The organism is Streptomyces sp. NPDC058678, assembly GCF_042714835.1.
Taxonomy (GTDB): domain Bacteria; phylum Actinomycetota; class Actinomycetes; order Streptomycetales; family Streptomycetaceae; genus Streptomyces.
In genome coordinates, this window is the sequence record NZ_JBHXSG010000004.1 from 1 (window position 1) to 23,160 (window position 23,160).

Here is a 23,160-nt window from a genome sequence, read left to right on the forward strand (position 1 = left end):
GTCGCCCTTCGGGGCGACTCCACGCCGGTGGATGGCGGCGCACGGCCAACCCGTCATCAGCGAGATCTTGGGCGGGCCCCGCCGGCACAGGCTCGACCATGCCTGCACAGGGTGGACCTACCGGCACCCCGGGCCGGGCCCCGGCCCCGACTACCTCGCCGACGAGCAGGCCGCGACGGGGGCCGCACGGGCCGGGCCGGGCCACGGCCGCCAACCTGTGCCGGGCGGCGAGCGCCCTGGCGGCGCGCCCCTGGGCACGCGGCCAGGGTGGTCAGTCGCCCTCGGACTGCTCCTGGGCTCGGGTGTTCGGAGTGATGGCCTCCGAGGCCTCACCCCGGTGCCGCCGCTGCTCGGCGGAGTTCCGGGTAGAGGTCTCGGCGTCCTCGATCTCACGCAGGACCTCTTCGAGCGCGGTCCCGGGCTCATCGGTCCGGCCGTCGCTCCTGGCGTTCTTCTTGGCGTCGGACACGGCTGTCTCCTTCCTCCGGTTCTTCTGGCTTGCTCCGGCTTCCCGGGCTCAGTTGGCCGCCGTCGCGATGCGCAGCGGCACCGGATCCAGGGGAGCCTCCTCCTCGTTGCGGTGGACGATCTCCGCCCACCATGACGCACCGTTCTCGATGTGACGCAGCAGCACGCCTTCGCGGATCGCCCACGGGCAGAGGGTGAGCGTCGTGATCCCGGTCAGCTTCATGGCCGTGTGCCCCACCACCGCGCCGGCCAGGCTCTGCATCGCGCGGGGGGGCCGAGATGCCGGGGAGCAGGGCGCGTTGGGCGGCGGGCAGGACGGCCAGGCGGTCGACCGCGGCCCGCAGGTCCTCTCGCCGCAACCGGCGTTCCTCGAACGGGCCGTACCGTCCGGGCGGGGCCCCGCACAGGCGGCCCAGCTGCTGGAAGGTGCGCGAGGTGGCCACCGCGGTGTGCGGTCCCTCCCAGCGGATCCGGGCCGCCACGTCCCGCAGCTGGTGCCGGACCTTGCGGCGCAGCGCCCGCACCAGCTCCGGCGACGGCGGGTCCTGGCCCTCGAAGTGCTCGTGGGTCAGCCGGCTCGCGCCGAGTGGCAGCGAGGCCACGAAGTCCGGTAACCGGCCGCGGCCGAACGCCACTTCGAGCGAGCCGCCGCCGATGTCCAGCAGGGCGAGCGGCCCCGACCGCCAGCCCATCCAGCGCCGCGCCCCGAGGAACGTGAGCTCGGCCTCCACCTCGCCCGGCAGGGTGCACAGCCCGACTCCCGTCCGGGCCCGCACCGTACGCAGCACCTCCTGCCGGTTCCGGGCGCTGCGCACCACCGCGGTCGCGAAGGCCAACGGCTCCGCCGCGCCCCACCGGGTCGCGGTCCTGCTCGCCTCGGTGACCGCATCGACCAGCCGTTCGATCGCCTCCTCCGGCACCGGGCCGCCCGGTTTCACGTGATCGGACAGTCGCAGCCGCCACTTGGCGGTGTGGACCGGCAGCGGCACCCCGCCCTCCGCGTCCGCGACGACGAGTCTGACCGTGTTCGATCCCACGTCAACCACGCTGATTCGCATGGCCCGTGAGTACCCGCTCGCCGGGCCGTCCAACGTCCGCCGCCGTGCGGACGCTCTCGGTCGCCGTCACCAGTCCGGCACCGCATGCCGGCACGGGCGGGCGAGGGCGCACGACTTCACGAGCGCCGGCCGGCGGCTCGCCCACACCGCTACCGCTCGCCGACCACGAGGCGCTCGGTGGGGGCGACGACGGCAGGCTCGCCGGCGCGCCGGGACGGCAGCGGTGCCGGGGCGCGAGGAGGGCGTGTGTCGAGCGGCGCGACCGGTTCGCGCGCACGGTCGCGGTGACAGCTCATCCACATGCCCGCCCCGCCCCGCGACCCGGACGGCGAAGAGGGGCCGCCGTCTCCCTGCGGACGGCGGCCCCTCGGACCTGTGCGGCTCGGTCGGGCCGGATCACATGTGGACGACCGGGGCGGCGTCCGGGTCCTGCTCGGGCACCCCGCGACGGTAGAGCAGGAAGGCGATCAGCGCGCCGGCCGCGAAGAAGCCGGCCGACCACCAGAAGGCGGTGGTGTAGCTCTCGATCGTCGCCCGGGCCTGGACCAGCTTGCTGGTGGCGTCCTTGCCGGCCAGATAGTCGGTGGCGGCGCTCGCGGCCAGCGTGTTCAGCAGGGCCGTACCGATCGACCCGCCCACCTGCTGCATGGCGTTGACGGTGGCGGAGGCGACGCCCGCGTCCTCGGCCGCGACCCCGCCGGTGGCCAGCTGCATGGCCGGCGGCATGACCAGGCCGAGCCCGACGCCGATCACGATCAGCTGCGGGAGCACCGCGGTCACGTAGTCGGAGCCGACATCGATACCGGTCAGCCAGGCCATGCCGACCGCGGCGATCCCGAAGCCCAGCGGGATGACCGCCTTCGGGCCCAGCCGCGGGACCAGCGCCGTGGTGCCGAGCTGTGCCGCCACCATCAGTGCGGCGACCATCGGCAGGAACGCCACGCCGGTCTTGGTCGGGCTGAAGGCCAGGTTCAGCTGGAGGTAGTAGGTGAGGAAGAGGAACACGCCGAACATGCCCGCACCGGAGATCAGCACGGCCAGGTAGGAGGCCGAGCGGTTGCGGTCCAGCAGGATCCGCAGCGGCAGCAGGGGGTGCTCGGCGCGGGTCTGCCACCAGGTGAACGCGGCCAGCAGGACACCGCCCGCGATCAGGAAGCCCCAGGTCGCGGGGGAGTTCCAGTCGTGCGTCTCCGCGTTGGAGAAGCCGTAGACCAGGGAGAACAGACCGGCGGCGACCAGGACGGTACCCGGTACGTCCAGCTTGGAGTTCGCGGCGTCCCGCTGGTTGGACAGCAGCATCCAGCCACCGATGAAGGCGACGACGGCGATGGCGACGTTGACGTACAGGGTCCAGCGCCAGTCGAGGGCGTCGGTCAGGATGCCGCCGAGCAGCAGACCCACCGCACCGCCCGCGCCGGCGATGGCGCCGTACACGCTGAACGCCTTGGCCTTCTCGCGGGGGTCGGTGAACGTCGTGTTGAGCAGGGAGAGCGCGGCGGGCGCGAGGAGCGCGCCGAAGGCGCCCTGGAGGGCACGCGCGGTGACCAGCATTTCGAAGTTGGTGGCGGCACCGCCGAGGGCGGACACGGCCGCGAAGCCGACGACACCGACGAGGAAGGCGGGCTTGCGGCCGAACAGGTCGGCTATCCGGCCGCCCAGCAGGAGCAGGGAGGCGAACGCCAGGGCGTACGCGGTGACGATCCACTGCCGGTTGCCGTCGGAGAACCCGAGGTCGGCCTGGGCCGACGGCAGGGCGATGTTCACGATGGTGGCGTCCAGAACCACCATCAGCTGGGCGAGGGCGACGACGGCGAGGATCCACCACCGCTTGGAGGCGGATCCGGAGGGCGCCTGGGTGCCTTCCGGGCCGCTCTCGGTCAGGGTCTTCTGGGACATCGGGGAACTCCAGGGAAGTCGTCCGAAGGTAACAAGGAGGTAAACGAAACGGTTTCGTACACATAAGGCTAGACCACTTTCAGCGAAACGGCAAAGTTTCGCTGGAGGGCGACGGACCGTCGTCGCGCTGCTCCTCGAGCGACCGCGGTCGATCGGCGAGATCGTGGAGGAGTGCGGTCCGAGCCGGCCCGGTACGTCCGAGCACCTCCAGCCGCTCGCGGAAGCCGGCACGCCGGGCGGCCGCCTCGACGAGGCGGCGCGACGAGACGACCCCTGACGCCCCAGGACCCCTCACCGAAGGACTGATGCACCATGTCCGCCGACCTCACCGGAACCTTTGCGACCCTGGAGGACGGCCGCCCGGCGGTCCGCTTCAGCCGTGTCCACGGCCATCCCGTCGACCGCGTCTGGCAGTTCGTCACCGACGCCGGGGAACTCGCCCACTGGTTCCCCTCCCGCGCCGAGATCGAACCGCGCCCCGGCGGCGTGATCACGTTCAGCGGCGACCCGGACCTGGAGGACTCGACGGGCCGGGTGATCGCCGTGGATCCGCCCCGGCACCTGTCCTTCGAGTGGGGCGGCGACGAACTGCACTTCGACCTGGAGGCGCTGGACGACCGCCGTACCCGCTTCACGCTCACGAACGTCCTGGCCGCCGAGGACACCGCCGCCCGCAACGCCGCCGGCTGGGAGGTGTGCCTGGCCGCACTTGACGCCTGGACCCGAGGCGAGGAGCCCGAGGCGCACGCAGGGGCCGATGCGGCCTGGAAGGGGTTCTACGACGGGTACGTCCGGGCCGGCGTCCCCTTCGGGGCGCCCGTCCCCGGCCTCGACGCCTGACCTCTCGACCGCTCAGGTCATCTGGCGCCGCACCAGTTCGTGCAGCCGGCCGCCCGTGTCCGCGAGGAGCTGCGCGGGCGGGCCCTGCTGGGCGACCTTGCCGTCCTCCATGACGATCACCCGGTCCGCGTCCAGCACGGTCGACAGGCGGTGCGCGATGACGATCCGGGTGGCGTTGAGGGCCTTGGTGCTCTCGATGACCGTGCGCTGTGTCTCGTTGTCGAGGGCACTGGTCGCCTCGTCGAAGAAGAGGATGCGCGGACGGCGGATCAACGCCTGGGCGATCATGAGCCGTTGGCGCTGGCCGCCGGAGATCGCACCGCTGCCCGAGACGATCGTGTGCAGGCCCATCGGCATCCGCTCGATGTCCTCGGCGAGCCCCGCCATCGCGGCCGCGGCGAGGGCCTCCTCCGGCGTGTAGGGCTCGGTGCCGCAGATGACGTCCAGGATGGAACCGGTGAACGGCTGCGCGTGCTGGAGCACCACCCCGCACTGCCGGCGTACGGCGGACTGGTCGAGGGCGGCCAGGTCCTGACCGTCGTACAGGACACTGCCCGAGACCGGCCGGTCGAAGCCGATCAGCAGCCTGAGCAGGGTCGACTTGCCGCAGCCGCTCGGGCCGACGATCGCCACGAACTCGCCCGGCCGTACGTCGAACGACACGTCGTCGAGGACCAGCGGACCGTCGTCCGAGTACCGGAAGGAGAGCCGGCGGGCCTCGATCCCGCCGGACAGCGGGCCGGGGCGGGTGCTGGCCGTGCGCACCTCCGGCGCGGCATCGAGCACCGGCTTGATCTCCTCGAACAGCGGCAGCGCGGCCACCACCGAGACGAAGGAGCCGGTCAGCTGGGTGACGGCCGTCAGCAGCATCGTCACCGAGGTGTTGAAGGTGAGGAACGCGGCCGCCGACATCGCCCCGCGCGCCGGACCCGCCAGCAGCATGAACATCAAAAGGGTGCACAGCGGCAGGTAGACCGCGCCCATCACCGTGGTGAGGTTCTTGATGCGGCCGACCTTCTGCTGCAGCTCGCGGCTGCGCGCGAACTCCGACGCCCAGGCCGCGTAGGCGTAGTTCTCGGCCGCCGCCACCCTCAGCTTCGGCAGGCCGCGCAGGGTCTGGAACGCCTGGTTGTTCAGCTTGTTGCCGAGCACCACGAGGCGCCGCTGCCAGCGCACCTGCCACAGCCCGAGCCCCAGGAACACGGCGGCGATGACGACGAGCATCGCGATCGCCGCCAGCGCCATGGAGGCGCTGTACCAGAACAGCAGGCCCAGGTTCATCGCGCCCACGGTCACCGACTGGGCGATCACCGGGCCGATGCCCGCCATCATCCGGCGGATCGCGCTGATGCCCATCGCCGCGCTCGCCAGCTCGCCGGTCGAGCGTTCGGTGAAGAACTTGGTCGGCAGCCGGAGCAGCCGGTCCCAGACCGCCGGCTGGAGAGTCGACTCGATACGGCCCTCCAGGCGGAGCATGGTCAGGTTCTGCATCAGCATGAAGGCCGCCGCCACCACACTGCTGATCATCACCGCCAGACAGAACTGCACGATCAGGCCGGTCTGCGCCTTCGGTACGAACTCGCCGAGCACCTTGCCGGTCGCGATCGGCACCAGCGCCCCGATGGCGACCGTCACCAGGCCGCTGGTCAGCAGGTTCGTCAGGTCGCCGCCGGTGCCGCGCATGCTGAAGCGGAGCAGCCCGAGCGGAGTGAGCGGCCGGTCGGGCAGCGGGCGGTAGAACATCACCGCGCGCGGCTCGAACTCCTCCGCGTTGGCCTTCTCGATCGGCGTCTCACGACCGGTCGCCGGGTGCACGGACACATAGCCGCCGCGCCGCCACAGCAGTGCGACCGGCGCGCCGGACAGGGCCCGGTGGCCCACCAGCGGGCCCACGTCGTCCCGCCACCAGCGGCCGTCGAGGCGTACGGACCTGATGCGCACCCGGGAGGCGAGGGCGATCTGCTCGACCGGGTCGAGGCGGTCGCTCTCGGTGCCCGACTGCGCGGGCTCGGCGAGCGGGATCCCGGCTGCCTGGGCGACCAGCTTGCACGCCGCGTAACTGGCGTCCGCGTCGGCGGCCGTCGCACGCTTCGACGACCTGCCGATGGACGCCAGCAGCGTCCGGTCGGCCTGGGCGCGGACCGCCTCACCGGCCTTGATACCGGCGGCCGTCCGCGTCTCGTGCGTCTGCTCCAGCTGCTCGATCCACCGGTCCAGCGTGGTCAGCAGCCGGTACTCCTGGTCGACCATGCTCTGCCACACGGCCGGGTCCATCAGCAGGTCGGCCGCCGCCTCCGCGCCGTACAGCGAGCCGTACTGCACGCTGCCCGGCGGCACCTGCATCCAGAAGACGTCGTCGTCGGTGGGCGCGGCGGCCCGCTCGGTGGCCATCGGCGCCTGGAAGAGGATGGACAGACTGCGGCCGACGCCCAGGGCGAGGGCGTACTCCAGCGGGCTCGTCGTCGGCGGCACGTACTGGGGGTTGCCGTACTCGTCGTAGGACCACGTCTGGGTGTCCGCCGGCTGGTACAGCTCGCGCAGGTTGATGCGGTGCACCACGCAGTCCCTGAGCGGGCGGGCGACCAGGGTGTGCTGGGGCCCCGGGACGGGGCCGAGCAGCAGCGAGCCCGCTTCCAGGCGGCCCAGGTGGTGCCAGTGGCCCTGCGCCTCGGCGTCCACCGCGAACAGGTCCACGGCGCCCGCCGCGACCAGCCACAGCACCTGCGGCCCTTCCAGGTCGATGCGGCTCAGGCCGGTGCAGTCGATCGGCGTGCCCATGGCCCCGAGCGCGCCCAGGACGAGGTCCGGCTCGTGTGCGGTCGTCATCTCACCGCTCCCTGACCAGCTCGGCGTACGCGCCACCGCGCGCCACCAGCTCCTCGTGCCGCCCGCGCTCCACGATCGTGCCGTGCTGGAGTACGACGATCTCGTCGCTGTCGCGCACGGTGCTGAGCCGGTGTGCGATCACCACGCAGGCGCAGCCGCGCTTGCGCAGGTTGTCCATCACCGTCAGCTCGGTCTCCGCGTCCAGCGCGCTGGTGACCTCGTCGAGGACCAGGATGCTGGGCCTGCGCACCAAGGCCCGGGCGATCTCCAGACGCTGGCGCTGCCCGCCGGAGAAGTTGCGGCCGTCCTGCTCGACCTTGCTGTGGATGCCGCCCGGGCGGCGCATCACCACGTCGTGGAGGGCGGAGTCGCGCAGCGCGTCCACCACGGCGTCGTCGGGGATCGAGGGGTCCCACAGCGCCACGTTGTCGCGGACCGAACCCTCGAAGAGGAACACGTCCTGGTCGACGAAGGAGACGGAGGCCGCGAGGGCCCCGCGCGCTATGTCGTCGATGCGCTGCCCGTCGATGCGGATCACGCCCTCCCAGGGCGCGTACAGACCGGAGATCAGCCGGGACACCGTGGACTTGCCGCTTCCCGAGCCGCCGACCAGGGCGACCTGCTGGCCGGGGCCGACGGTCAGGTCGAAGCCGGAGAGCAGGGGCTTGTCGAGCGGGTTGTAGCCGAAGGAGATGTTCTGCAGCTCCACGTGGCCCTGCAGACGGCGCGTCGACTCGCCGGCGCCAGGACGGCCGTAGAGCGGGTCGGCCTGGAAGTTCTCCACGTCCTTCAGCCGGGCCACGTCGGCCGCGAAGTCCTGGATGCGGCTCGCGACGCCGTTGAGGCGGGTGATCGGGGCGGTGAAGCGGGTGACCAGCGCCTGGAAGGCGACCAGCAGGCCGACCGATATGCCGCCCTCCACGGCCCGCATCCCGCCGATCCACAGGATCAGCGCGCTGTTCAACGAGGCGAGAGTCGGCGCGACCACGCCCAGCCAGGCGCTCGGCACACCGAGCCGCTGCTGCTCCTCCAGCGTGGTGGCGTGCTGCCCGGCCCACTTGCGGAAGTAGCCGTCCTCGCCGCCGGTCGCCTTCATCGTCTCGATCAACTGCAGGCCGGTGTACGCCGTGTTGGTGAGCCGGGCGCTGTCGGCACGCAGCTTCGCCGTACGGGTGGCACGCAGCCGGATCACCACCCGCATGGCCACCACGTTCAGCAGCGCCACGCCGATGCCGACGTAGGTGAGCTGTGGGTCGTACGTGTACAGCAGCACCGCGTACAGGACGACGACCACGGCGTCCACGCCCGCCGCCGCGAGGTCGCGGGCCAGCGTCTCGGCCACCTGGTCGTTGGACTGGAGGCGCTGCACCAGGTCGGCCGGGCTGCGCTGGGAGAAGAAGGTGACCGGCAGCCGCAGCAGGTGGCGCAGGAAGCGGGCGCTGGAGAGGGTGGAGGAGATGATCCGGCCGTGGAGCAGGTTCGTCTGCTGCAGCCAGGTCAGTACGAGGGTGAGCAGCACGGAGGCGCCCATCGACGCGAACAGCACGCCGAGCAGGGACGTCTGACCCCCGATCAGGAACATGTCGATGTACTGGCGGCTCAGCGCGGGCACCGTGGCGCCGACCACCACCAGCAGCAGGCTCGCCAGCACGGCGGCGGGCATGGTGCCCGCGGTACCGCGCAGCCGGGCCGGCATCGCGCCCAGCACACCGGGCTTGCGTCCGCCCTTGGTGAAGCCCTCGCCGGGCTCCATGACCAGGACGACGCCGGTGAAGCTGCCGTCGAAGTCCTCCATCGGCACGAAACGGCGGCCCTTGCCCGGGTCGTTGATGTACACCCCGCGGCGGCCGAAGCGGCGCCCCATGCCGTCGTAGACGACGTAGTGGTTGAACTCCCAGAACAGCACGGCCGGCGTCTTCACCCCGGCGAGGGCGGCCGTGTCCATCTGCATGCCCTTGGCGGTCAACCCGTAACTGCGGGCCGCCTTCAGCAGGTTGCTGGCCCGCGAGCCGTCCCTGGAGACACCGCAGGCGATGCGCAGCTCCTCCAGCGGCACATGCCGGCCGTAGTGGCCGAGCACCATCGCCAGGGAGGCGGCGCCGCACTCGACGGCCTCCATCTGGAGCACGGTGGGCGTACGGACCGTCTTGACCCTGCCCGTGGGGACCGGTCGCTTGGGCGGGGCGGCCCGGCGCCTGCTTCTGGTGTCCTGGGCGGCACTCATGGCAGCAGCCAGTCGACGGGACGCTCATCCGCCAGCCGGATCGAAGCGTCGGCCATCGTCATGGAGGTGAGGGAGAACGGCGGTCCGTCCGCGGACGACCACGTGTAGCCGCTCTTCGTACCGGACGACTTGTCCAGCCTCACCAGCACCGCCACCGGCCGGCCGTCCTTGGTGAACTGCTCGCCGAGCTGGCTGTCCCCGAGGAAGGCGGAGATCTGCTGGGCCGACTGGGCGGAGCGGTCCACCGACTTCACATGGCCGCGCAGCACGCCGTACTCCTGCGTGGGCACCGACTGCACGGTCAGGTCCACGGCGGCGTTCGCGGGGATGGAGGCGGCGTTCTCGGCGGGGACGTACACCGTCGCGTACAGCGGGTCCGTCGCGCGGGCGACCTTCTCGACGGCGGCGACGTTCGCGCCGGTCTGGACGATCTGGCCGATGGTGGCGGCGAGCGCGGTGATCCGGCCCGCGGCGACGGTACGGACGACGGAGTCGCCCTCGGCCGTACGGACCTTCAGGACGGGGGAGTTCGCGGGCAGCCGCGTGCCCTCCTTGGCGACGACCGCGGTGACCTGGCCCGCGACCGGGCTCTGCAGGATGTAACTGCCCTCGCCGTGGGTGAGGATCGCGGGCGCACCGACCGTGGAGGCCACCGAGCCGGTCACCGCCCACACGGACGCGGCGGCCATCACGACCACGGTCACGGAGAGGACGAGCCAGCCCTGGGGGCGGGCGAAACGCACCGGAAGGTCGAGCTCCTCCGGCGACTGGAGCTTGGCGAGGGCCTGTTGGCGGAACTGCACGGAACTTCCCTCACCTGTGGGAGAGATCTTTTACGGCACCCGAGAATCCCGGAGCCGGCATCCGGCTCCGGGACTCGAAGATCACAGAAGTGCGATCAGATACCGGCGACCAGGCTGGTGACCGGGGCGGTGTTCAGGCCGGTCGCACCCTCGACGGTGCCGACGGCCGTGTTGACCAGGCCGGAAACCGGGGCAATGCCGTCCACCAGGCCGGTGACGGTGCCCAGAGCGTTCACGGACAGACCGCCGGAGACGTTGTCGAGCTCGGCGTCGGAGATCTCGACGGTCGCAACCTGGGGGGTGGAGTTCATGATGGAACTTCCCTTCATATGGGTATTCACAAGGGGGGAGCGGCCCCCTCTGGGGGACAGACGGACGGCCGCGACCGCAGGCGCCGGGTGCCCGTTTCCGGAAAGCCCGTAGCGGCCCCTGCGGTGCGATGGATCAAAGCACGCGGCGGGTCCGGGCTTCCAATCAACCACCTGTCTCACCAGGGCATTTGTGCCTTAGGAGTACCCGTCGGTGCAGGACTGCGCACTGCTTGGTGGCGACTTCTTCACACGTGGCACGGTGGTGTGCCGGTACGGACCCTTGCGCTCGCCGTCGCGAATCCGACACTCCGCGCCAATGACGTGAGGCGCACCCCGACTTGTGCAGATCCTTCGCGAGCGGTGACCTCGTTGGGTATTCGATGTGCAGATTCCCTGGAGCAAGGATTCGGCCCGGTGTTCACAACAGAACGTTGTCGATCGGTTGCTGCACGTGTCAGCCCAGAAGGGCGTAGACCGTGCCGGCCCGTGCCGCGATCTGTCCGGACTCCTCGTCGGTCATCGTGATGTCGGCGAACGCCGTCCGGCGGCCCAGCTTGGTGACGACCGCTTCGATCAGGACATCCGAACCGGTCACCGCACGCTGGAACGACGTGGACTGCTGCACCGTCGTCATCGGTCCGTAGGCGCCCCGGGCAGCCGACAGTGCGATCACGGTCGCCGTGTCGGCGGCGGCCATCAGAGCCTGCCCGGAGAGCCCGCCGCCCTCCCGGGACAGGCGGTCCGACCAGGGAAGACGCAGTGTCGCCCGGTCGTCTCCCAAGGCCTCCACCCGCAGGCCCAGTTCGAGAACCCAAGGGGCGAAGTTGTCGGTGAGGATCTTGTCGGCTTCGGCGGTGGTCATCGTCATATGGGGGATTGTTCCCCGCACCGGGCCGCCGCGTGCGGGCCGTGGCCGATTCGGAGTTCCACGCGGGGCGCACGGAAACGGAATTGAACGCCCCGTGCGCACCGTGCGTACCCACTGCCATCCAGGCGCCCTTAACAACTGCCGGACAGGCAGCAGACTCCGGTCCCTCAGGAGGTCGAGAAGTTTGAGTCACAAGCGAATTCCGAAGCGCAAGGCCGCGATAGCGGCGGGCAGTGTGGTCGCGCTCGGAGCGGCGGCGATCCTCTTGCCGAACGCCAACGCCTCCCAGGACGGCTCGTCGAACGACACCGCCGCCGCGCCCAGAACTCTCAAGGCGGGGGACGCCTCGGATCTCGCCTCGCAACTGGCCGGGCTGCTCGGTGACGCGTTCGCCGGTTCCTATTACGACTCCGACAGCCAGCAACTGGTCGTCAACGTCATCTCCGGCGACAACAACAACGTGATCGTCCAGGCGAAGAAGGCGGGCGCGGAGGTCCGCGAGGTCGAGAACAGCATCCGCGAACTCGAGGCCGGCGCCCAGACCCTCAAGACCGAGGCGACCATCCCGGGCACCGCGTGGGCGGTCGATCCCCGGACCAACAAGATCCTGGTCACCGCCGACAGCACGGTCACCGGCGCCAAGTGGGACACCCTGGAGTCGACGGTCGACAGCCTCGGCTCCGGCATGGCCACCATCAAGAAGTCCGCCGGCACCTTCAAGACGTTCCTCTCCGGCGGCGACGCCATCTTCGGCGGCGGCGCACGCTGCTCGGCCGGCTTCAACGTCACCGCGGGCGACGGCAGTCCCGCCTTCCTGACCGCCGGTCACTGCGGGGTCGCCGAGGCCGCGTGGTCCGACGCGCAGGACGGCGAGCCGATCGCCACCGTCGACCAGGCGACCTTCCCGGGCGACGGCGACTTCGCACTCGTCAAGTACGACGACCCCGCGACCGAGGCGCCCAGCGACGTCAATGTCGGCGGCGGCCAGACCGTCGCGATCTCCCAGGCCGCGGACGCCACGGTCGGCCTGGAGGTGGTCCGGATGGGCAGCACCACCGGGCTGAACGACGGCCAGGTCCTCGGACTGGACGCCACCGTGAACTACCCGGAGGGCACGGTCACCGGGCTCATCCAGACAAACGTCTGCGCCGAACCCGGTGACAGCGGTGGCTCGCTGTTCACCCAGGACGGTCTCGCGATCGGTCTGACCTCGGGCGGCAGCGGCGACTGCACGGTCGGCGGCGAGACCTTCTTCCAGCCGGTCACCACCGCACTGGCGGCGGTCGGCGCGACTCTCGGCGCGGGCGACGCGGCGGGCGGCGAGGAAGCCGGCGCGGGCGAGGAGGCCGGAGCCGGTGAAGAGGCCGGTGCGGGCGAAGAGGCCGGCGCGGGCGAAGAGGCCGGAGCCGGTGAAGTCGGGGGCGAGGAAGCCGGCGCCGGTGAGGAAGTCGGCGGCGAAGAGGCCGGTGCGGGCGAAGAGGTCGGTGCGGGCGAAGAGGTCGGCGGTGAGGAAGCCGGTGCCGGTGAGGAGACCGGCACGGGCGCCGAGGACGGCGCCGGCCTGACAGAGACCCACTGATCTCCGCGTCGAGAGCGGTTCGCCCCCACTGAGCCGCTCTCGACGCGGAACGACACGGACCGGTTCGGCCCCCCGGCGGGAGGGCCGGGCCGGTCCGTTCTGTCCCGCCGGCCCCGCGTCAGCCCTCGGCCCGCGCCCTCAGCAGCAGCAGCGCCACGTCGTCGATCCGCTCCCGCGTGGCCACGCTGTGCCGGACGAGTTCGTCGGCCAGCTCGTCCAGGGGCAGCTCCCCGGCCTCGGCCAGCCGCCGCCCGAGCGCGGCGAGCGCGTCCTCGATGTCGACGCCGGGCGACTCGATCAACCCGTCGGTGTAGAGGACGAGCACGGAGCCGGGAGCGAGGTCCACCTCCGTCGTCGGATACGTGGCCGAGTCGGTGATGCCCAGCAGCGGGCCGCCGGCCAGGTCCAGCACCCGCACCCGCCCGTCGGGCCGGCGCAGCAGCGGCGGCGGGTGCCCCGCCCGGGCCATCACGGCCCGCCCCCGGTCCGGATCGAGCCGCAGATACAGACAGCTCGCGAAGAGGTCCGAACCGAGATCGATCAGCAGCCGGTTGGTGCTGCGCATGACCTCCCCGGGCGGCTGCCCGACGGTCGTGTACGCGCGGACGGCGGTACGGATCTGCCCCATCAGCCCGGCCGCGGTCACGTTGTGCCCCTGCACGTCCCCGATGACCGCCGCCGCAGGTCCCCGCATCGGCACCAGGTCGTAGAAGTCGCCGCCGATCTCCATGCCCTGGGTGGCGGGCAGGTAGCGCGCGGCCGCCTCGATACCGGGCAGCGTCGGCAGCGAGTGCGGCAGCAGGGCTTCCTGCAGGCCGTGCGCCAGCTGGTGTTTGGCGTCGTAGAGCACCGCCCGCTCCAGGGCCTGGGCGATCAGGCTGCCCAGGCTCGTCAGCACCGCCCGCTCGTCCGCGGGGAAGGGATGCGGTTCGGCGTAGGCGAGCACACACGTGCCCACCGGGCGGCCGGAGGCGATCAGCGGCAGATACGCCCAGGACGCGAAGCCGTCGGGTGTCGAGTGCCGCGCCGGATACAGCCGTTCCAGCTGCTCCCGGGAGTCGAAGAACGCGGGCACTCCGCTGGTCAGGCCGTGCGTGCCCGCGGTCTGTTCGGTCAGCGGAAGCCCGTCGAAGCGCTCCACGACGTGCGGGTCCGGGTATCCGCGGTGGCCCAGGACATGCAGGCGGCCGGCCCGGGAACCGAGGACGACCAGGGCCTGACTGCCCACGGCCGGGGCGATCTCGTCCGCTACCAGCTGGACCACGTCCTGCACGCTCGCCGCCTCGGTGAGCGCACCGGCCAGACTCAGCACCTGGGAGATGGTCACGAGCCGGGAGGGGGCGTCACCGGGCTGCGGCCCGGCCCGGCTCATCTCCGCCACCGCCCGCGCCCGGCTGACTCGCACACTCAACCCGGTCGTGCTCGGATACAGGCGGAAGGAGAGCCAGTCGCCCGGCGGGCGCATCGCCACGAACGACGTGGTGTGCTGGCTGAGCAGCGCTGCCCGGTAGCGGTCCTCGTACGCCGGGTCGTTGAGCCAGGGAACCGCCGCCCACAGCTGGGAGCCGAGCAACTCGCTCACGGGCACTCCCATCAGCTCGGCCGCGGCCGCGTTGGCGAAGCCGATCCGCCCGTGCAGATCCAGCGAGCACAGCCCGTACGGCAGTCGCGCCACCATCCGCGCCGCCTCCACCGTGCCGAGCGTGCCGGCCACACCGCCCACCGTCGGCGCGGCGAGCAGATCGGGTTCGGCGTGCAGCGGGACACTCTCCTCGACCGCCCGCTCCAGTCGCAGCGCCAGCCGGTCGCAGGCCGCGGTGAGATGGTCGCGCTCCCGGTCGGACAGTTCCGGCGGATGCGATCCGGGCCAGGTCAGGAAGACCGAGCCGTACTCGGTGGATTCGGTGGCGACGGGCACCGCCGCCATCGCGAAGGGGTAGGGCAGCACGACCGCGATCCGTGGATAGCGGCGCGCCATGTCCTCCTCGCCGCCCACCCAGACCAGCCGCCGTTCGCGCACCGCCTCGGCCACCGGGATCGGTGCGCTCAGACCCACCCGCTCCCAGGGCGCCGCGAACGCCCGGGGCAGCCCCGCCATCACCGCCATCTCCAGCACTGACGCGTCGTCCGCCAGCAGGTAGACGGCACCGGCGTGCGCGTGCACCTCCTCCATCATCGACGCCAGCGCGAGCGACAGCAGCGGTCGGCCGACGCGGGTCCTGGCGGTCACCGGCGCATGTGCGGACCTCTGTCCGTCGGACACGCCGACCACCTCCTCGCCCGACCGTGGGACGGGTCCCAGGGGTCAAATCTCTCTCTTGGCGGCTCACCGCGCACGGCGAGCGCCCGGGCGGCATCGGCGCCGGCTCGCGTGCGGACACACGAATGCCCGCGCCACGGTGAGGGCGGCCGAGTACCCCGTGCGCTGCGGACCATGCCACCCATGCCGAAGCGCGCGGCGGTGTACAGGCGCCGTGCGTGCGCCCCCGCGCCCCCCGATGGCTGGTTCTCCGCGCCCGCGAACGGTCACGGACGCGAACAATGGGGCACGCGCTCAACACACGGAACCGGCGTACGGCGAGCTGAAGGGGTGGCAGTGATCCGGGTGCTTCTGGTCCACGACGAGTGTCTGGTCCGATCGGTCCTGGCGGAGTGGCTCCGCCGGGAACCCGACCTGCTGGTGGACGACACCTCCTGGCGCGGCGCGCCGGGACGCGTGAGGTCCGTACGGCCGGACGTCTGCGCGGCCGACCTGGAGTGCGCGGACACCTACGGCATCCCACCGCTCGGCGAACTCTGCGCGCGAGGCCCGGACCCGGTACGGCCCCGGCTGCTGGTGCTTGCCGGCGCGAACAGGCCAGGCCTGCTGAAACGGGCCGTCGAGGCGGGGGCCCTCGGCTATGTCGCCAAGGAGGGCTCGCCGCAGAACCTGGTGCGCGGAATCCGCCGCGTCGCCGAGGGGGAACGTTTCGTCGACGACTCGCTCGGCTTCGGTTTCCTCAAGGCCGCGCAGATGCCGCTGACCCGCAGAGAGCTCAGCGTGTTATCCCTGGCCGCCGAGGGGGCCTCCGTCGCCGAGATCGCCATGAGCCTGCACCTGTCCCACGGGACCGTGCGCAACTACATGGCGGCCATCACCCGCAAGACCGGGGCCCGCAACCGCGTCGACGCGATCCGCATCTCGCAGGGCGAGGGCTGGCTCTGAGCGCCCGGACGGTACGGGCGTCCAGCCGCCGACGAGATCGCGGTACGGCGCGAAGCCCCGCACCAGCTCCCCGTGCGTCCCGTACGCCGTACGCCTGCCGTCCATGACCAGCACCCGGTCGGCCCGCCGCGCCGAGCTGATCCGGTGGGCGACGACGACCAGCGTGCCGCCCGGGCGGGTCGCGAAGGCCCGCTCGGCGCGTTCCTCCGCCGCCGGGTCCAGGTGGCAGGTCGCCTCGTCGAGCAGGGCGAGCGGGGCGTGGGACAGATAGGCCCGCGTCAGCGCGATCAGCTGCCGCTCGCCCGCGGAGAGCGCCACCGGATCCACCCGGGCCGCGGGTCCGCCCAGCGCTCGAAGCAGCGGGGTGAGCCCGACCGCCTCCGCCGCGGCGAGCAACTCCGGCTCGGGCACCGGGTCCGGCCGAAGGTGCCCGAGGTTCTCGGCGAGCGTGCCCGTGAAGACGTACGCCTCCTGCGGGATGACCACGCGCCGGGCGGCGGCCTTGGCCACCGGCATCCCGCACACCCTGATCGTGCCGCTCCGCGGCCGAAGCAGCCCGGCGACCAGCGCGGTGAGCGTGGACTTCCCGATGCCGCTGGGGCCCACGACGGCGAGGTGGGTGCCGGCCGGGAGGGTGAGGTCGAGGTGGTCGATGACGGGGGCGGCGGTGGGGCCGTAGGCGAAGGTGACGGAGGTGAGGGAGAGGGCAGGGGAATCGGCGGTCGGTTCCGGGCCGGGCTGCGTGAGAGGCGCGGTGTCCGGGGAGTCGGTCGGCTCGCGTACCAGGCGCCGCAGCACCACGAGCAGGCGTGAGCCGCTCGTGCCCAGTCCGTGGACCAGGTTGTGCAGGGCGGGGAGCAGGGACTGGGTGACGTAGGCGAGGGCTCCGACCAGGGCGCCCGTGCTGACGCCGTGGGCGAGGAGCCAGGGCGCGGCGGCGAGCAGCAGCACGATCGGGAGCCGGCCGCCGACGGCGAGGGAGACCACCCGCAGGACGCTCCAGCGGGCGAGGGCGCGGGCGGTCCGGAACCCCGCGTCGATCCGGTGCCCGGTGCCTGCGGCGACCCGTTCCTCCGCGCCGGCGGCGGTGATGTCCCGCAGCCCCGGGCAGACGGCGCCGAAGTCGTCGGCCAGGGCCTCGTCGGCGACGAGGAACGCCTCCTGCCGGCGGGCCAGCGGGCGCAGCGTCGCCGCGAACAGGGCCACCCCGGCGAGCAGTGGGGGACCGACGACGAGCAGGAGCAGCGGGTCCAGCGAGAACAGGCCGACCAGGGCGCCGACGGCGGTGAACAGGAACGAGCGCGACACCATCACCAGTCCGGCGAACGTGTCCCGTGCGATCTCCACCTGCTGGGTGAGCCCGGACAGCGCCCCGCCGTCCGCCTCCCGCACCCCGCGCGCGACGACCTTGGCGACGAGCCGGTCCCTGAGCGGTTCCACCAGCGCGGCCACGGCGGCGTACACGCGGGCGGTGCCGTACGCGCCGACGACGACCCCCAGCCCGGCCACCCCGAGCCACCCGAGCCCGACCTCCGGCCGCCCGGCCAGGAACCCCTCGTCCAGGGCGCGGGCGGGCGCGTACCCGGTGAGGAAGGTCTGCCCGGTCTCCAGCACAGACCAGCCGCCGAGCCGCACCAGGACCCGCCACCGGCCCCGCAGAAAACGAATCCCGAGCCGACCGATCCCCCCGCCCACGTCACCGACCCCCTCGGTCACGACCGCCCCTCCTTCCAGGTGGCTGCTTTGCGCCCTCCGGGCAGGGCGGGCCTACCGGATCCACCATCGGGTTCACCGGGCTCCCGGGCTCCCGGGCTCCCGGGCTCCCGGGCCCCACCAGGTCCACCGGCTCCTTGGGGCCATCGGGCCTACCGGGCTCGCCGGGTCCGGGTGTGCCTCCGGGCTGGCCGGGTTCTCCCGGGCCATCGGGCCTACCGGGCCTACCGGGCTCGCCGGGTCCACCGGATGTGCCGCCGGGCCCTCCGGGGCCTACCGGGCCTACCGGGTGGGCCAAGTCCACCGGGTGTGCCGCCGGGTCCGCCCGGGCCACCGGGACCGGGCGGGCCGGATCCACTAACCCGCCACCCGGTCCATCAGGGCCACCGGGCCTATCGGATCCACCGGATCCACCACGGGATCCACCGGGTCCACTGGGTCCACTGGGCTCACCGGGTCCGCCGGGCCCTCCAGGTCCGCGGGATCCACGGGGTCCACCGGGTCCACTGGGTCCACCGAGTCCGCCGGGCCCTCCAGGTCCGCGGGATCCACGGGGTCCACCGGGTCCACTGGGCTCACCGGGTCCGCCGGGCCCTCCAGGTCCGCCGGATCCACCGGATCCACCGGATCCACCGGATCCACCGGATCCACCGGATCCACCGGATCCACCGGATCCACCGGATCCACCACCGGGCTCACCAGTTCCGCCGGGCTCACCGGCCCCATCAGGCTCACCGGACTCCCCAAGCGCCGCCCGGTACCCCGCATCCCGCCACAGTTCCTCGTGGGGGCCCACCGCCCGCACCCGGCCGCCGTCCAGCCACGCCACCGCGTCCGCGCGGGCTGCCGTGGCTGCCCGGTGGGCGATCAGTAGCCGGGTGCTGCGCGAACCGCCGCTGACCAGTGCGTCGGTGATGTGCGCCTCCGTCACCGTGTCGAGGCTGGAGAGGGCGTCGTCGAGGATCAGTAGCCGGCCGCCGTGGGCGAATGCCCGTGCCAGGCCCAGGCGTTGGGACTCGCCGCCGGAGCGGGGGGCGTCGGCGCACAACGTGTCGTAGCCGTGGGGCAGCCGGCGGACGAAGTCGTCCGCGCGGGCCGTCCGGGCGGCCGCCCTGATGCGGTCGGGGGAGGGGGACGGCAGGCCGAGGCCGATCGCGTCCTCGACCGTGCCGGTCAGCAGAGCGGGGCGTTCGAAGGCGTGGGCGACGGCGCGGCGCAGCTCGTCGTGGGTCAGTTCGCGCAGCGGCACTCCGTCGAGGAGAACCTCTCCGGCGTCCGGGTCGGCGAGCCGCCCGGCGACCGCGGCGAGCAGCGACTTGCCCGCTCCCGACCGGCCGACCACGGCGAGCGTCGTCCCGCCGGGTACGACGAGGTCGACGCCGTCGAGCACGGCCCGCCCGCCGCGCCGGGCGGTCACCCCGCGCAACTCCAGCCGGCCTGGGCCGGGAGACAGCCGGCTCGGCCCGTAGGCGGGGACGGGCTCGGTGAGGACTTCACCGAGGCGTCCGGCCGCCGCCCGGGCCCGGGCGAGCCCCGCGAGCTGTCCGACCAGCACGCCGACACCCGCCGCGAGGACCGCGTACCGCCAGGCGGCGAGCATGTCGCCCACCGAGAGCCGGTCCCGGGTGAGCAGTACCCCGGCCACGGCCACGACCGCGAGCTGGAGCAGCGGGGCGACGGCGACGGCCTGGCCGGCCGCACGGCCCTGCACCTGCCACATACGGTGACCGGCACGGGCCAGTTCGGGCAGCGGTCGCAGGATCCGCGCGGTCTCGCGGTCCGCCGTACCGGCCGCCGCGATGGTGCGGTGGCCGCCGACGGCCTCCGCCAGGGCGGACGCGATCCTCCCCTGTACCTCCTGGTACTGCGTCACGCACTGCGAGGTGTCCCGGGACAGGGTCCGCAGGAGCAAGGCCAGCGCCGGCGCTCCGGCGAGGAACACCACCGCGAGCCACGGGTCGATCAGGGCCAGCGCCACGACGGCGCCGACCGGCCCGGCGAGCGCGGCGACCAGCGTGGCGCGGGCGCCCGGTGCCGTACCGGCCTGGGCGGCGTTGCCGACTAGGCGCGCCACGAGGTCTCCCGGCCCGAAGCGGGCGGCGGCCCGCGGACCCACGTCCAGCACGTGCCCGGTCAGGCGCCGGCGCAGCCAGGCCGTGGTGCGGGCGTCGACCGTGCCGCTCAGCACGGTCTGGCCCGCGTCGAGCAGGGCGAGCAGCAGGACCAGCCCGGCGCAGTACAGCACCCAGCGGGTCGCCGTGGCGTCGGCCACCAGCAGGTCCAGGGCCCGGCCCAGTGCGGCCGGCAGCAGCAGACCGGCGCCGGTCGCGGCCGTGCTCACCAGGCACAGGGCCACGCAGTGGGTGGTGCTGTGCCGGGCGGCCGGTGCCGTCAGGCCCTTTTCGGCACAGGTGGTCATGCGGCCTCACATCCGGGGCTGGTGCACAGGGCCCCGGGCGGCCCTCCCGCGAGGGAGCGCACCGCCCGGGGCCGCGGTTGCACGGTGCTCGTCAGAGACAGAGCGTGATGCTGGCCGCGCTGACGCAGGAGAGCAGGCTCAGCGTGCTGTTGCCGCCGCCGCCGGTGTGCTCGTCGGACTCCATCGTCTGCAGGTCGAGAAGTGCCATCTCGTGTCCTTCCTCTAGGTCGTCCACCGTGGGGACGGGTTGGGTCACGACTCCGTCAGGTTGCGGAGCCGCGTTCTGTGGGCCGCCCGAGCGGCGGCAGGAACGGCAGGTGCGCGGTCGGCCGGGCGTCGAGGGCCGCGCCGAGCGCGAGCAGGCACCCTGCCGTTCCGGTGCCCAGGTCCATCGACAGCCGCATCATCTGGTGGCCAGGGAAGGCCAGTTGGCCCTGGTAGGACATCGCGAACCAGCCGAGCCCGGCGATCTGCTCGCCGAGCCGTTCGTCGCCGGCACCGGGCGTGCCGGTGCGGGCGAGGTGCAGGATCATCCCGGCGCGGCCCTGGAAGAGGCCGGGCTGGGCGTAGAAGCGGGAGGTGGCGGCGGTCAGCACGCCGGCGCGGGCCCGCTCCCACTCGCCGGTGTCGTCGTCGGCGTGGGCGAGGTAGTCGTCGAGGACCATCCCGAGGCCCGCGCTGCCCTCGCCGAGGTACGGCAGCGTCCGCCAGCCCTCGTCGACCTCCAGCGAGCCGCCCTCACGGGTCACACAGCACTCCAGGTCCCGGCGCAGTGCCGCGCCGGCCGCCGCCAGCAGCTCCGGCTCGCCGGTGTGCTCGTACTGCCGCAGCAGGAACAGCGCGGGCCCGGTCCAGCCCCGCAGGAGCCCGGCCCTGCGCCGAGGTGGCGTGGGAGGCGGCTCGGCAAGTCGCCGCAGGAGAATCCGTGCGGCCTCGGCGGCCCGCTCGGCGAGCTCCTTCTCGCCGGTCGTGTCGGCCAGGCCGCGCAGGGCCAGGCCGAGTCCGGCCAGCCCGCCGTGCAGGTCGGAGGAGAGGTTCTGCCAGCGCTCCTTCAGGATCCGGTCGACCAGATCGAGGGCGCGCTGCCGGTGGCCGAGCCGGTCCAGGACGTGGGCGACGCCCGCGAGACCGTCGTAGAGGCCGAGCGAGGTGCCGACCGGGGGCGGCGCGGTGTGGTCGAGGAGCCAGCGCTCGCCCTCGTCGTACCTTTCGGCGCCGACCGCGTCCAGCGCGTACAGCACCCCGGCCGCGCCGTGCGCGAGTCCGAGGCCGCCGCCGTCGGAGAACTGGGTGATGTCGCCGGGGAAGAGCCGGTCGTCGCGCTCGGGGGTGGCCGAGGCGAGGAGCGCCTTGACCATGGAGTCGCGGCTGTAGGGCCAGTCGCCGGGCTCCACGAAGGAGACCGGGGGCGGCGACGGGCGCACGGCCACGTCCCGCGTGATCTCCGTGACCGCCTCCTGCAGGAACTCCTTCGGTACGTCCGGGAACTGGCCGGCGATGACCTCCGCCAGGTGGGCCGCCTTGCCGCGGTCCACGACGAACAGCGTGGTGACGGGCAGGAAGAGAGCCAGGCGCAGGCAGGCCAGCGCATACCGGTCCACGTCGATGCCCGTACGGTCCGGCGGGGCGAAGAAGCCCGGGTGGGCGACCACCTGCCGGCCCTGTTCCAGGACGGGGGCCGCGGCCTCGAAGTCGAGCAGGGTCACCGACTCCTCGTCCGGGCCGACCATGATGTTGAAGACATGCAGGTCGTTGAAGACGATCCCGCGCGCGTGCACCGCCGCGACCGCCCGCTCCACCGCCCCGTGGATGCGCACCGCCCACGCCGAGTAGGCGGCCACCGCCTCCGGATCCGGGTCCGGGGTCAGCAGCGGGTGCCGCTCGGCGAAGAACGAGTTGAGCGGCCGCCCCTCCAGGAAGTCCATGACCAGGAAACGGTGGTCGCCGAGCGTGAACCAGTCCCGCACCTCCGGCACCACACCCGTCCCCGACACCTGCTCCAGGGCGTACTTCTCCCGCTCCAGGCGGGTGATCGCGTCGGCCCCGTCGGAGGCCAGCCCCGCGTGCGGCCGCCCCTCCTTGAGGACGACCTTGCTGCCGTCCCGGGTGTCGGTGCCCACGTACACCCCGCCGCCGTTGGAGAAGTGCAGCGCCTTCTCGATCCGGTACGGCAGCTCGCCCACCGTCGTGGTGTTCCGCGCCGCCAGATGCGGCTCCAGGAAGGCCGGCAGCGTCACCCACTCCGGCACCTGGAAGGAGGGCGCCCTCCGGTCCGGCACCAGCCGCCCCTCGCCGTCGCGCACCGCCGGCACGAGTGAGCCGCGGTCGTCGACGACGAAGGTGCGCGCGAAGGCGCCGTAGCGGACGTACAGCGGACCGTCGTACCAGCGCAGGTCGGTGAGGATGTACGGCCCCTCGAAGCCCTCCAGGAGCCGGCCCAGCTCGCGCAGCACCTCGTGCAGCTGCTCCTCGTCGGCCGGGTAGACGGTGACGAACTTGCCGCTGGTGTCGCGGCCCGCGTACTTGGTGTTGCGCAGGTGCAGCAGATGCGGGCCCGGCACGAACTTGAACGGGATGCGGCGCGGCACGCAGTAGTCCCACACGATCGCGGCGATCTGCTCCGCGTTCGCCCGGACGGCCGAGGCGTGGATCTTCCAGCCCTGGGCCGGACCCGCCACCGGTGAGCCGTCCGGACCGAGCGGCGTCAGCGTCAGCCAGTCGCCGATCCGTGCCGCGTCCCAGCCGTCGGGCACCGCGCGCCGCGCCGTCTCGTACAGCGGCGCCGCCTCCTGTCCCTCCGCGGACAGCCGGTCCGGTGTCTCGTAGAAGTGTCTGTCGGCGAGTGCGTACACCTCGTAGCGCTTGTCCATGCGTCCCCCTCCGTGGAACCGGCACTGAGCCTTCCAGCGGGCCCGCGGCCACGGACAGTCACGCCTGTCACGAGATCACC

At 72.8% G+C, this 23,160-nt stretch carries 13 protein-coding genes and 4 pseudogenes; 4 read left to right on the forward strand and 13 right to left on the reverse strand.

Annotated elements, in window-relative coordinates; genetic code table 11:
• Positions 1–271: 271 nt before the first annotated feature.
• The 3 genes and pseudogenes from ACFWWR_RS05740 to ACFWWR_RS05750 form a co-directional block, all read right to left on the reverse strand.
• Complete coding sequence (locus ACFWWR_RS05740; protein WP_383862941.1) at positions 272–469, reverse strand: hypothetical protein; 198 nt, start codon at positions 467–469, stop codon at positions 272–274.
• Between the two features lie 48 nt (positions 470–517).
• Positions 518–1,526 (reverse strand): annotated as a pseudogene (locus tag ACFWWR_RS05745) (Ppx/GppA family phosphatase).
• A gap of 396 nt (positions 1,527–1,922) precedes the next feature.
• Positions 1,923–3,422, reverse strand: a complete 1,500-nt coding sequence (locus ACFWWR_RS05750) for an MFS transporter (protein ID WP_383862937.1) — start codon at positions 3,420–3,422, stop codon at positions 1,923–1,925.
• Positions 3,423–3,540: 118 nt separating this feature from the next.
• On the opposite strand from ACFWWR_RS05750, the pseudogene ACFWWR_RS05755 reads away from it, so the two are divergent.
• Positions 3,541–3,699 (forward strand): annotated as a pseudogene (locus ACFWWR_RS05755) (winged helix-turn-helix domain-containing protein); the annotation flags it as partial.
• A 35-nt stretch (positions 3,700–3,734) separates the two neighbouring features.
• Positions 3,735–4,262 carry an SRPBCC family protein gene (locus tag ACFWWR_RS05760; protein ID WP_384302125.1) on the forward strand — a complete coding sequence of 176 codons (528 nt, stop codon included), beginning with the start codon at positions 3,735–3,737 and terminating at the stop codon, positions 4,260–4,262.
• A 12-nt stretch (positions 4,263–4,274) separates the two neighbouring features.
• Here the strand turns inward: ACFWWR_RS05760 and ACFWWR_RS05765 are convergent, their stop codons facing one another.
• From ACFWWR_RS05765 to ACFWWR_RS05785, 5 genes are all read right to left on the reverse strand, one after another.
• Positions 4,275–7,088 (reverse strand): NHLP bacteriocin export ABC transporter permease/ATPase subunit, encoded by a 2,814-nt coding sequence (locus ACFWWR_RS05765; RefSeq protein ID WP_383862931.1) that lies wholly within the window; start codon positions 7,086–7,088, stop codon positions 4,275–4,277.
• Between the two features lies 1 nt (position 7,089).
• Complete coding sequence (locus tag ACFWWR_RS05770) at positions 7,090–9,312, reverse strand: NHLP family bacteriocin export ABC transporter peptidase/permease/ATPase subunit (RefSeq protein ID WP_383862928.1); 2,223 nt, start codon at positions 9,310–9,312, stop codon at positions 7,090–7,092.
• Entirely contained in the window at positions 9,309–10,115 is an 807-nt protein-coding gene (locus ACFWWR_RS05775; RefSeq protein WP_384302127.1) for an HlyD family efflux transporter periplasmic adaptor subunit, read from the reverse strand. Before ACFWWR_RS05775 ends, ACFWWR_RS05770 begins: the two co-directional genes overlap by 4 nt.
• A 95-nt stretch (positions 10,116–10,210) precedes the next feature.
• Positions 10,211–10,426, reverse strand: coding sequence for a type A2 lantipeptide (locus ACFWWR_RS05780; protein WP_383862922.1), 216 nt, complete (start codon positions 10,424–10,426; stop codon positions 10,211–10,213).
• Positions 10,427–10,880: 454 nt separating this feature from the next.
• On the reverse strand, positions 10,881–11,294 hold the full coding sequence (locus ACFWWR_RS05785) for a PaaI family thioesterase (RefSeq protein WP_383862920.1): 414 nt from the start codon (positions 11,292–11,294) through the stop codon (positions 10,881–10,883).
• Positions 11,295–11,478: 184 nt separating this feature from the next.
• Here ACFWWR_RS05785 and ACFWWR_RS05790 point away from each other — a divergent pair, with 184 nt between their 5' ends.
• Positions 11,479–12,873, forward strand: a complete 1,395-nt coding sequence (locus tag ACFWWR_RS05790; protein ID WP_384302129.1) for a S1 family peptidase — start codon at positions 11,479–11,481, stop codon at positions 12,871–12,873.
• 118 nt (positions 12,874–12,991) lie between these two features.
• Here the strand turns inward: ACFWWR_RS05790 and ACFWWR_RS05795 are convergent, their stop codons facing one another.
• Complete coding sequence (locus ACFWWR_RS05795; RefSeq protein WP_384302131.1) at positions 12,992–15,145, reverse strand: SpoIIE family protein phosphatase; 2,154 nt, start codon at positions 15,143–15,145, stop codon at positions 12,992–12,994.
• Between the two features lie 171 nt (positions 15,146–15,316).
• On the opposite strand from ACFWWR_RS05795, the pseudogene ACFWWR_RS05800 reads away from it, so the two are divergent.
• Positions 15,317–15,994 (forward strand): annotated as a pseudogene (locus ACFWWR_RS05800) (LuxR C-terminal-related transcriptional regulator); the annotation flags it as partial.
• On the opposite strand, the gene ACFWWR_RS05805 reads toward ACFWWR_RS05800, so the two are convergent.
• The 4 genes and pseudogenes from ACFWWR_RS05805 to lanKC form a co-directional block, all read right to left on the reverse strand.
• Positions 15,917–17,794 (reverse strand): ATP-binding cassette domain-containing protein, encoded by a 1,878-nt coding sequence (locus ACFWWR_RS05805; protein WP_384302133.1) that lies wholly within the window; start codon positions 17,792–17,794, stop codon positions 15,917–15,919. The pseudogene ACFWWR_RS05800 and the gene ACFWWR_RS05805 sit on opposite strands and share 78 nt — an antisense overlap.
• A gap of 700 nt (positions 17,795–18,494) precedes the next feature.
• Positions 18,495–20,210 (reverse strand): annotated as a pseudogene (locus ACFWWR_RS05810) (ABC transporter transmembrane domain-containing protein); the annotation flags it as partial.
• Between the two features lie 91 nt (positions 20,211–20,301).
• Positions 20,302–20,418, reverse strand: coding sequence for a SapB/AmfS family lanthipeptide (locus ACFWWR_RS05815; RefSeq protein ID WP_383862910.1), 117 nt, complete (start codon positions 20,416–20,418; stop codon positions 20,302–20,304).
• Positions 20,419–20,473: 55 nt separating this feature from the next.
• On the reverse strand, positions 20,474–23,080 hold the full coding sequence (gene lanKC, locus ACFWWR_RS05820; RefSeq protein ID WP_384302135.1) for a class III lanthionine synthetase LanKC: 2,607 nt from the start codon (positions 23,078–23,080) through the stop codon (positions 20,474–20,476).
• Positions 23,081–23,160: the final 80 nt, after the last annotated feature.